The 10688-nt window shown below is 67.8% G+C and carries 10 protein-coding genes; 8 read left to right on the top strand and 2 right to left on the bottom strand.

Going from position 1 to position 10688, the window contains the following annotated elements:
• The first annotated feature begins 79 nt into the window (after positions 1-79).
• The 3 genes from AB4Z27_RS21845 to AB4Z27_RS21835 all read left to right on the top strand — a co-directional run bounded on the left by AB4Z27_RS21845 (position 80) and on the right by AB4Z27_RS21835 (position 3094).
• Positions 80-1078 (top strand): aldo/keto reductase, encoded by a 999-nt coding sequence (locus tag AB4Z27_RS21845; protein WP_441645254.1) that lies wholly within the window; start codon positions 80-82, stop codon positions 1076-1078.
• Between the two features lie 69 nt (positions 1079-1147).
• A complete protein-coding gene (locus AB4Z27_RS21840) occupies positions 1148-2116 on the top strand; it encodes a delta(1)-pyrroline-2-carboxylate reductase family protein (protein WP_441645253.1) in 969 nt (322 codons plus the stop codon).
• Between the two features lie 249 nt (positions 2117-2365).
• Positions 2366-3094 (top strand): OmpW/AlkL family protein, encoded by a 729-nt coding sequence (locus tag AB4Z27_RS21835; protein WP_092290929.1) that lies wholly within the window; start codon positions 2366-2368, stop codon positions 3092-3094.
• A gap of 74 nt (positions 3095-3168) precedes the next feature.
• On the opposite strand, the gene AB4Z27_RS21830 is transcribed toward AB4Z27_RS21835, so the two are convergent.
• Complete coding sequence (locus tag AB4Z27_RS21830) at positions 3169-4053, bottom strand: hypothetical protein (protein WP_441645252.1); 885 nt, start codon at positions 4051-4053, stop codon at positions 3169-3171.
• A gap of 119 nt (positions 4054-4172) precedes the next feature.
• Complete coding sequence (locus tag AB4Z27_RS21825) at positions 4173-4370, bottom strand: heavy-metal-associated domain-containing protein (protein WP_092290925.1); 198 nt, start codon at positions 4368-4370, stop codon at positions 4173-4175.
• Between the two features lie 161 nt (positions 4371-4531).
• Here AB4Z27_RS21825 and AB4Z27_RS21820 point away from each other — a divergent pair, with 161 nt between their 5' ends.
• From AB4Z27_RS21820 to AB4Z27_RS21800, 5 genes are all read left to right on the top strand, one after another.
• Entirely contained in the window at positions 4532-6790 is a 2259-nt protein-coding gene (locus AB4Z27_RS21820) for a heavy metal translocating P-type ATPase (protein WP_441645251.1), read from the top strand.
• The gene (gene cueR, locus AB4Z27_RS21815; protein ID WP_092290921.1) at positions 6787-7215 is read left to right on the top strand and encodes a Cu(I)-responsive transcriptional regulator; all 429 of its coding nucleotides are present in this window, start codon (positions 6787-6789) and stop codon (positions 7213-7215) included. Before AB4Z27_RS21820 ends, cueR begins: the two co-directional genes overlap by 4 nt.
• Before the next feature lie 166 nt (positions 7216-7381).
• Positions 7382-8245: an alpha/beta hydrolase gene (locus AB4Z27_RS21810; protein ID WP_255370720.1), complete on the top strand. Its 864-nt coding sequence runs from the start codon at positions 7382-7384 to the stop codon at positions 8243-8245.
• A gap of 90 nt (positions 8246-8335) precedes the next feature.
• A complete protein-coding gene (locus AB4Z27_RS21805) occupies positions 8336-10015 on the top strand; it encodes a GMC family oxidoreductase (protein ID WP_441645250.1) in 1680 nt (559 codons plus the stop codon).
• Between the two features lie 323 nt (positions 10016-10338).
• A partial coding sequence (locus AB4Z27_RS21800) for an ATP-binding cassette domain-containing protein (RefSeq protein ID WP_441645249.1) occupies positions 10339-10688 on the top strand: 350 nt, incomplete at its 3' end.

The following is a 10688-nucleotide window of genomic DNA, read 5'->3' as shown; positions in this document are numbered from 1 at the left end:
CAGCGTAGCATGCTGTTTCCGATCGCGCGGGATGGGGATACTGGGCGCCAGTTTCCAACCCCGTCACAAGGAGTCTCACATGACCGCAATGCGCAAACTGGGCCGGGTCGGCCCCGACGTCTTCCCGCTGGGCCTCGGCTGCATGGGCATGAGCGACTTCTACGGTGCGCACGACGACGCCGAGTCGATCCGCACGATCCACCATGCCATCGAGCGCGGCGTGAACCTGCTCGACACGGCCGACATCTACGGCCCGCACACCAAYGAGCAGTTGCTTGGCCGCGCGCTGGCCGGCGGGCGGCGCGACAAGGTGGTGCTGGCGACCAAGTTCGGCATGGTGCGCGACCCGGCCAATCCGGCGGCGCGCGGCGTGAACGGGCGGCCCGAGTACGTGCGTGCCGCCTGCGATGCCAGCCTGAAGCGGCTGGGCCTCGACACCATCGATCTCTATTACCAGCATCGCGTGGACCCGACCGTGCCGATCGAGGACACCGTCGGCGCGATGGCCGAACTGGTCCAGGCGGGCAAGGTGCGCTGGATTGGGCTGTCAGAGGCGGGCGCGGAGACCATCGAACGCGCCCACGCGGTGCATCCACTCACCGCGCTGCAGACCGAGTACTCGCTGTGGACGCGTGACGTGGACGAAAACGGCATCTACGCCACGTGCGAGCGGCTCGGCATCGGCTTCGTGCCGTACAGCCCGCTCGGGCGCGGCTTCCTGACCGGGGCCATCCGCACGCCAGACGACTTCGATGCGGACGACTATCGCAAGACCAATCCGCGCTTTATCGGCGAGAACTTCGCCCGCAACCTGGCGCTGGTGGAMAAGGTCCGTGCGCTGGCCGATGCCCGCGGCTGCACGCCGGCKCAACTGGCGCTGGCCTGGGTGCTGGCGCGCGGCGAGCATGTGGTGCCGATTCCGGGCACGCGCCGCATCGCCAATCTCGATGACAACCTTGGTGCGCTCGATGTGCGGCTCGGAGCGCAGGATCTTGCCGACATCGAGGCCGTATTCCCGGCCGGCGCAGCGGCGGGTACGCGCTACGCSGCGGCGGTGATGGGGATGCTGTCGCGCTGATCCCGGGGGCGCGGCATGGGGGACAATGGCGGATTGCCTTCGGCCCACCTGTCACCCATCCGTCGCCCGATGCCCAACGCCTTCGTCCCACTCGACGCCGCCGCCACGGCGGCCCGCCTGCCGTATCCCGAACTGGCCCAGGCCATCGCCGCCATGCTCGCTGAACTGCGGGATGGCAGCGCGATGGCGCCGCCGCGCATCGCGCTGCCCGTGGGCGACGCCGCGAGCGGCGCCGGGACGCTGCTGGTCATGCCTGCGCGCAACCGCGACCTGGTGATGACCAAGAACATCACCGTCCATCCCGACAAYCCCCGGCGCGGCCTGCCGACCATCCTCGGCGAAGTGCTGGTCGCCAATGCGCAMACGGGCGAGCGGATCGCCATGCTCGATGGCCCCACGGTCACGGGGCGGCGCACGGCGGCGGTCACGCTGCTGGCGGCGCAGTCGTTCGCGCCCGAGYCCGATGGCGAGCTGCTGATCGTCGGCGCCGGCGTGCAGGCGCAGACCCACCTCGAGGCCTTCGTGGCCGGCCTGCCGGTACGGCGGGTCTGGCTGCAGTCGCGCACGCGCGACAAGGCCGAGGCGCTGGCCACCCAGGCGCGCGCCCTCGGCGTGGAAGCGAGGGTGATCGACGATGTGGCCGAGGCACTTCCACATGTGTCGATGGTCGTCACGGTGACGTCGAGCCGCACGGCGGTGCTGCCCGACGTCGACAGTGGGTTGTGGACAGATCGGCACTTCGTCGCMGGCGTCGGCGCATTCCGCCCCGATATGTGCGAGCTGCCGCCCGTGCTCTGCCAGACCGCCTCCGCCCGAGGCAGGCTGCTGGCCGACACCCTGTTCGGCATCGAGGACGAGGCGGGCGACCTGCTCCAGGCCGGCATCGACTGGGCCACGGTCCAGCCRTTCGAAACCGCCATTCTCGATGCCGACGCYCTGCGCGCCCGCACCGGCTGCCCGCTGGTCTTCAAGAGCGTGGGCTACGCGCTCTGGGACCTCGCTGCCTGCGTGCTGGCGAGCCGGAGTGACGCCGGCTGACCTTCGTCCTCAGYGGAAAAACCACGCTGYTCGAATGGATTATCGTTTTGTGAACAGAACCGTTGCGCGAAAGCCGCGTTTTGRGGCGAATTCGACCTCGATTTGTGCGAGGTTCTTGGGTTAACCCTGCCTTTAGGGCAATTCTTCTACCTCCCGGTATCACGTTTGAAACAGCTTGCCGTCCGTGAGACGGATAATGCGTGCCAGCAGTGAGTTGAGACAGAACGAGGATGAGGAGTAAGAGGAATCATGAAGAACACCTATAAGAAGATGCTCGTGGCCGCCGCCGCAATGACGCTGGCGGGCGTGGCACAAGCACAATCCGCGGGCAGCAATATCGTCAGCCTGGGCTGGTTCCGGGTGATGCCGCAGGGCCACTCGGAATTCCTGACGATCGACTCGGTCGCGGGCCGTCCCACCGGTGGCCTGCAGCGCCAGAACACGGGCGCCACGATCGACTCGGCCGACACGGTCGGCCTGGCGTTCAGCCACTTCTTCACGGACAACATCTCCACGGAATTCGTGGCCGGCATTCCGCCGGAGCACGACGTGAGCGGTGACCGTGGCTACGAGAAGTACGGCAAGCTCGGCAAGGTGCGCCAGTGGAGCCCGGCCATCGTCGCCAAGTGGCACTTCTTCGACGCCAAGACGAAGTTCCGCCCGTACGTGGGCATCGGCGTGAACTACACGTGGTTCACGGGCGAAACGGTCACCAACCAGACCTTCGTGCAGAGCGAATTCGGCCCGGGCTCGACCATGACCGCCTCGGCCAAGCCGTCGTGGAACCCGGTGTTCAACGTCGGCGCCAACTATGCCGTGACCGACAACTGGTTCGTCGGCCTGTCGGTGTCCTACGTGCCGATCTCGACCACCGCCAACTTCACCACCACGCTGGCCAACGGCGCGCAGGTGCAGTCGCACACCAAGATCAAGATCGACCCGATCGTTACCTTCCTGAATGTGGGGTATCGGTTCTGATCGGTTTGATCCGGACGTGATGTGACAAGAAGGGCACCCTAGGGTGCCCTTTTTTCATGGTTCGCGCGATACCGTCAGGAACTGAACCTGAACAAGAGCCGTGAACCGAGGGTGCCGTCAGGATTGAGGGTCCGCCATTTCCCCTCATGCAGGACCAGAGGGCGACGGCCAAACGTTCGGAATCTACTGAAACTTGCGCCCTGGACATCCTGTGCGGCGGCATTGACCAGGCGATATTCCAGCGGTCCACCGCGACGCCGCCTCAAGACCAGAGAGCCGTCTTCATAACGAAAAACGATGGTGCCGTCGATATTCGCGGCGGTCGGAAGCAGCAGACCTTCGGGACCGGCAAGTTCCTTGCGGTATATCCGACTCTGTTCCGCCGTGTCGGTGAATGCGAAGCTGGAGTATTCCTTGAAATACTCAGCCGGACATTTGCCGAAAACGTCGAGCGGCATGGGTGTGCGGAGCAGCGGCCGGAAACCCATGCTGTAGAGCATGCAGGTTTTGGCCTGCAGMTCCGTTGTTTTCCACAGCATCAGACCGGGGCGCAGGGAAACGAAGAAGTCGTGCAGGACCTCGATCCTGTCAAACGGCGGGACATCGACGGGCTCGCCGGACAAGGTGAAGAGCTGCATGCGCACCTTCGTTGCCAGCAGGTAGGCCGGGACAGGGGGCGCCACGGCGGGGCTGGGGTGCCTTGCCTGAATGATCTCGACGGCCTTCCAATTAGGCCGCAGTATCTCGCGCCGCGTCGACGGGTCCCTGACACCGTAAGAGCCTGATCTGGCCCTGACCACTGCCACGCGTCCTTCCCACTCTTGCATCGAGGAATAGGGGAGGTTTGGGGCCGACACATAGCGTGTCGGCAATTCATCAGGCTCCTGCGGAGAGGCGGTGGCCCCGTTGGACAGCGTAAAAGTGCCGATGAGAACGAGCAGGCATCGCAACGGTTTCATATCGATGGATCGCGGTCGAGGAAGCTTGGACCGCGGAATCTATATGACGGGTTGCGCTCCGGCTATGGCCATACGCTGAAATTGCGATGATTCAGGCGCAACACAAAATGGCGCCAGTTTCACTCCGCCTTCACCGGATACCCCGCCCCCTCGATCGCCTGCCGCAGCGCCTGTCGATCCGCGCCCGATTCCACCTTCACCGCCTGCGTCGGCACATCGGCCGTGACGCGTGCCGCAGGATCAACGGCCTGCACGGCCTGGGTGATGGCGCGGACGCAATGGTTGCAGGACATGCCTTCGACTTGGAACTGGATCATCTTGGAACTCCGGGATTAATGACGATAGCCTGCAGTGTGAACCTTCCCACCATGGGAAGCGCAAGCGCTTTCCGCGTCGCGCAAAGACCTTGACCTTCCAATGATGGTAGGGTTCACAGTGCAGTCATCGCTATCGATGGCTCCCGTGGAGTTTTCCTGTCATGTCCAGTACCCCCGCCCTGATCGCCGCCGAAGGGCCGCGCGACACCATCGACCTGAACATCGCCGACATGACCTGCGCGTCATGCGTGGGCCGGGTGGAGCGTGCGTTGCGCGCGGTGCCCGGCGTCGAGGATGCCCAGGTCAACCTTGCCACCGAGCGCGCCGCCGTCACCGTGCAGCGTGGCGCCGTGGATGCGGCGGCGCTGGCCGATGCCGTCTCGCGCGCCGGCTATGCGGCCACGCTGGTCCCGGCGGACGAGGCGGCGGTGTCGGCGGAGGCGGGGCATGCCGATTTCTGGTCCGGCCCGTGGCCCGTGGCGATCTCCGCCGCACTGTCCGTGCCGCTGGTGGCGCCGATGGTGCTCGCGTGGTTCGGCATCCACGCGATGCTGCCCGGGTGGGTCCAGTGGCTGCTGGCTACGCCGGTGCAGTTCGTGTTCGGCTGGCGCTTCTACAAGGCCGGCTGGAAGGCCGTGCGCGCCGGGGCCGGCAATATGGACCTGCTCGTGGCGCTCGGCACGTCCGCCGCGTATGGGCTGTCACTGTGGCAGATGGCGATGGCGCACGACGTCATGCCGCACCTCTACTTCGAGAGCGCCGCCGTGGTCATCACGCTGGTGCGGCTCGGCAAGTGGCTGGAGACGCGCGCCAAGCGTCAGACCGCCGCCGCCATCCGCGCGCTGGCCGCGCTGCGGCCGGATACCGCACAGGTGCGTCGGCACGGCGTGGAAGCCACCGTGCCGCTGGCCGCCGTGCGCGTGGGCGACGAAGTCATCGTGCGTCCCGGCGAACGTATTCCGGTGGATGCCGAGGTGATCGAAGGCAGCAGCCATGTCGATGAATCGATGCTGACCGGCGAGTCCGTGCCGGTGCCGAAGCGCGCCGGGGATCGCCTCACCGGTGGCGCGATCAATGCCGAAGGGCTGCTGGTGGCGCGCACCGTGGCGGTGGGCGCGGAGACCGTGCTGGCGCGCATCATCCGCATGGTGGAGCACGCGCAGGCGGCCAAGGCGCCGATCCAGCGGCTGGTGGATCAGGTCAGCGCGGTGTTCGTGCCGGTGGTGCTGGCGCTGGCGGCGGCCACGCTGCTCGGCTGGGGGCTGGTAGGCGGCGACTGGACCGCCGCGATGCTCAACGCGGTGGCCGTGCTCGTCATCGCCTGCCCGTGCGCGCTGGGGCTGGCCACGCCGACCGCGATCATGGCCGGCACTGGCGCCGGCGCGCGCGCGGGCATCCTGATCAAGGATGCGGAGGCGCTGGAGGTGGCGCATCGCGTGTCGGTGGTCGCCTTCGACAAGACTGGCACGCTCACCGTCGGCAAGCCCGATGTGGTGGCGCTGATCGCCACCGATGGGGACGAAGCCGCGCTGCTGGCGCGCCTGGCGGCGCTGCAGTTCGGCAGCGAGCATCCGCTGGCCCGTGCCGTGCTGGCGGCTGCCGCCGCGCGTGGTATCGCGCCCCTGCCGGCGAGCGAGGTGCGTGCGCTGCCGGGGCGTGGCATCGCCGGGGTGGTCGATGGCCAGCCGCTGCAACTGGGCAGCGAGGCGTTGCGCGCCAGCCTGCACGCCGACGCCGGTCCGCTCCAGGCCGAAGCCGAGCGGCTGCGCGCCGAGGGCCGCACGGTGTCCTGGCTGATGGCGSACGGACGCGTGGCGGGTCTCGTCGCGTTCGGCGATGCCGTGAAGCCGGGCGCCGCACCGGCCATCGCACGGCTCCGCGCGGCGGGCATCCGSACCGTGATGCTGACCGGCGACAACCCCGGCGCCGCCGCGCAGGTCGCCCGCGCGCTCGGTCTGGACGAGTTCCAGGCCGAGGTGCTGCCCGAGGACAAGGCCGCGCGCGTGACCGCGCTCAAGCGCGACGGCGCCGCCGTGGTGGCGATGGTCGGCGACGGCATCAACGACGCCCCCGCGCTGGCCGCCGCCGATGTGGGCATCGCCATGTCCACCGGCACCGATGTGGCGATGCACGCCGCCGGCATCACGCTGATGCGCGGCGACCCCGCGCTGGTGGCCGATGCGCTCGCCGTGTCGCACCGCACCGTGCGCAAGATTCGGCAGAATTTGTTCTGGGCGTTCATCTACAACGTGATCGGCATTCCGCTGGCCGCCGCCGGCTTGCTGAACCCGGTGGTCGCGGGCGCGGCCATGGCGTTTTCGAGCGTGAGCGTGGTCGGCAATGCGCTCTTGCTGCGCCGCTGGCATCCGGCGGGTGCTGGGGCGGCGAGTGCCCGATCGACTGATGAGGAATCACGATGAATATCGGAGAAGCCGCAGCGGCCTCTGGCGTCACGGCCAAGATGATCCGCCACTATGAATCGATCGGCCTGGTGGACGCGCCGCCGCGTTCCGAGGGCGGCTACCGGCGCTACGACGACCGCGCGGTGCACACCTTGCGCTTCGTGCGGCGGGCCCGTAATCTGGGATTCTCGCTCGACGAGATTCGCGGGCTGCTGTCGCTCTGGCACGACCGCGCGCGGGCCAGCGCGGACGTCAAGGCGCTGACCCTGAAGCACGTGGCGGATCTCGAAGTGCGCATTGCCGAACTGGCTGCGATGCGAGACACGCTGCGTGCGCTGGCCGAGTCATGCAGCGGCGACGATCGCCCCGACTGCCCGATCCTGGCGGACATGGCGAGCGCCGCCGGCGAGGATTCCAAGGATTGTGCGAGCTGTCACCGCTGACCGCGCGCCGCAAGCATTCCCACAAGAAGAAGCAGGCGTACCAATCAGGAGACCAGCGATGGACGAACCTCTCATCGGCACGGACGACGTGGGCGGCGTGGACGAACGGCCTGGCACCGAAGCCGCCGCACGCCCCAGCATCGCCCCAGCCGAGACCCGCCAGCGCATGCGCGACGGCACCGAGCTGCTGGTGCGCACCTGGCTGCCCGATCCGAACCGCTACCCCGAGCCGCTCGGCACGCTGCTGTTGGTACACGGGCTGGCCGAGCACAGCGGGCGCTACCCGCACGTGGCGGCGCTGCTGTGCGGGCTCGGCCTGCGCGTGCGCGCCTATGATCATCGCGGCCATGGCGCCAGCGGCGGGCCGCGCATGGCCGTGCCGCACGCGGACATCTATGTGGATGACCTCGCCGAGATCCACGACGCCACCGTGCGCCAGTGGAACGAATTGCCGATCGTGCTCGGCCACAGCATGGGCGGGCTCGTGGCGGCGCGGCTGGCCACGGCACGCGTGCGGCCGATTCGCGCGTTGATCCTGTCCTCGCCGGCACTKGCGCTGCGCATCTCCAGCGGCATGATGACCGTGCACCGGCTGCTGCTGGCGCTGGCGCCACAACTGCGCGTGCCGAATCCGATCGACGCGCGGCAGCTGTCGCACGACCCCGAGGTGGCGCGCGCCTATCGCACCGATCCATTGGTGCAGGGCACCATCAGCGCCGGCGTGCTGGAGACGTTCCTCCACGGCATGGCCCAGGCGCAGGCCGACGCGCCCCGGCTSGAGGCGCCCACGCTGATGCTGGTGGGCGGCGCGGACCGGATCGTCGATGCCGCCGGCAGCCGGACCTTCCACGACAACGCGCCCGAGGACCTGCGCGAGATGGTCTGGTTCGACAACGGTTATCACGAGATCTTCAACGAGGCCGAGCCGCTGCGCAGCGAGGTGTTCGCGGCGCTCTCCGGCTGGCTGCGGGCGCATCTGGGGGCGGCACCCGTGGCGGGGACGGGTGCGGGGGCTCAGGCAAAGCCCTGACGGCGGCAGGGTCCGAGTCGTGCGATGATCCGTGGCATTCCGATAATAAAACCGATGTGCCGGGGCGCATTGAAGGACTAGCCAGGGACTATGGAGACGTACGACTACATCATCGTGGGCGCCGGTTCGGCCGGCTGCGTGCTGGCCAACCGCCTGACGCAGGACRCCGACGTCAACGTGCTGCTGCTGGAGGCGGGCGGCAAGGACGACTATCACTGGATTCATATTCCGGTGGGCTACCTGTACTGCATCGGCAACCCGCGCACGGACTGGATGTACCGCACCGTGGCGGAGCCGGGGCTCAATGGCCGCTCGCTCGGCTACCCGCGCGGGCGCGTGCTCGGCGGCAGCTCGTCCATCAACGGCATGATCTATATGCGCGGCCAGCGCGAGGACTATGACGAGTGGGCGCGCATCGCCGGCGACGACGGCTGGCGCTGGGACAACGTCCTGCCGCTGTTCCGGCGCAGCGAAGACCACTATCGCGGCGCCAACGCCTTCCACGGCGCGGGCGGCGAATGGCGCGTGGAGGCCCAGCGGCTGCGCTGGGACATCCTCGAGCGCTTTATCGACGCGGCCGAGCAGGCCGGCATCCCCCGTACCGAGGACTTCAACCGTGGCGACAACTTCGGCGTCGGCTATTTCGAGGTCAACCAGCGGCGCGGCATTCGCTGGAACACGGCCAAGGCCTTCCTGCGACGCGCCTCGGACCGGCCCAACCTGACCATCGTCACCGGGGCGCAGGTCAGCGCGCTGACCTTCGACGGCCCCGACGGGCGCCGCTGCACCGGCGTGCAGTTCGTCGGCGGCGGGGAGAACCGCGAGGCACGCGTYACYGAGGAAGTGATCCTGGCCTCGGGTGCGATCAATTCGCCCCAGCTGCTGGAGCTGTCCGGCATCGGGCAGCCGGAGCGGCTGCAGTCGCTCGGTATCCGCGTGCGGCAGGCGCTGCCGGGCGTGGGCGAGAACCTGCAGGATCACCTGCAGCTGCGCGCGGTGATGAAGGTGGATGGCGTGCGCACGCTGAACACGCGCGTGGCGCGCTGGTGGGGCAAGCTCGGCATCGGCCTCCAGTACGCGTTCAACCAGAGCGGGCCGATGAGCATGGCGCCGTCGCAACTCGGCGCGTTCGCGCGCAGCGACCCCAGCTACACACGGCCGAACCTCGAATACCACGTGCAGCCGCTGTCGCTCGACAAGTTCGGCGATCCGCTCCACGCCTTCAACGCCTTCACGGCCAGCGTGTGCAACCTGCGGCCCAGCTCGCGCGGCAGCGTACATATAGAAGACGCCGATTTCCGGCGCGCACCGGCCATCGCCCCCAACTACCTCGCCACCGAGGAGGACCGCAAGGTGGCGGCCGATTCGCTGCGCCTGACGCGCCGCATCGTCGCCTCCCCGGCGCTGGCGCCGTACAAGCCCCAGGAATGGCTGCCCGGCGCCGCTTTCGAGACGGACGAGCAGTTGGCCGAGGCTGCTGGCGCCATCGGCACGACCATTTTCCACCCGGTGGGCACCTGTCGCATGGGCACCGCCGACGATCCGGACGCCGTGGTGGACAACCGCCTGCGCGTGCGGGGCATCGCCGGCCTGCGCGTGGTGGATGCGTCCGTCATGCCGCTGATCACGTCGGGGAATACCAACTCGCCGACGATCATGATCGCCGAGCGCGCCAGCGACATGATCCGCGAGGATCGCAAGCTGCGCGCCAGTGGCGCCGCCGTGGTGCAGGTGCTTGCTGACACGCCTTCGGGTATTCCCGTGGCGTGATGTGCCGGGTCGGCGGCGGGAGCCCCCAACCCGCCGCCAACCCGCGCCAGCGTTGACCAGACAAGGCGAAACATGACGACTCCTGCATGTCTTATGCCTAGTGCAAACCCCGATGTTTTGCGACGCAGCAGACGCACACAATAGTCGCCGGTATACGGTGCTCCCGCCTGCACTTCAGGGCGGTTGAGCCACCCGGATATCGCGGCAGCCGCGCCGCTTCCAGACACCTATAACGCGGCAAACATGGCGACAAAGCCGGAGTTCGAACCATTGTCAGTGCCGGGCACAACCCGGTATCGCAGCAAGAGGGCGGGCAGGAGACTATGACTCAGGAAATCATCCTGGAAACAAAGAACCTCACGAAGGAATTCAAGGGGTTCACGGCGGTTAGCGACGTCAACCTGCAGGTGCGACGCGGCTCGATCCACGCATTGATCGGCCCCAACGGCGCGGGCAAGACGACCTGCTTCAACCTGCTCACCAAGTTCCTGGAGCCGACCACCGGCACCATCCTTTTCAACGGCATCGACATCACCCGCGAGAAACCGGCGCAGATTGCGCGGCGCGGCGTGATCCGTTCGTTCCAGATTTCCGCCGTGTTCCCGCACCTGACCGTGCGCGAGAACGTGCGCATCGGCCTGCAGCGCCAGCTCGGCACCTCGTTCCAGTTCTG

This window comes from Cupriavidus sp. KB_39 (assembly GCF_052114485.1).
Lineage (GTDB): Bacteria > Pseudomonadota > Gammaproteobacteria > Burkholderiales > Burkholderiaceae > Cupriavidus.
The sequence above is the reverse complement of the archived record's forward strand: the minus strand, read 5'-3'. Positions and strand labels throughout refer to the sequence as shown.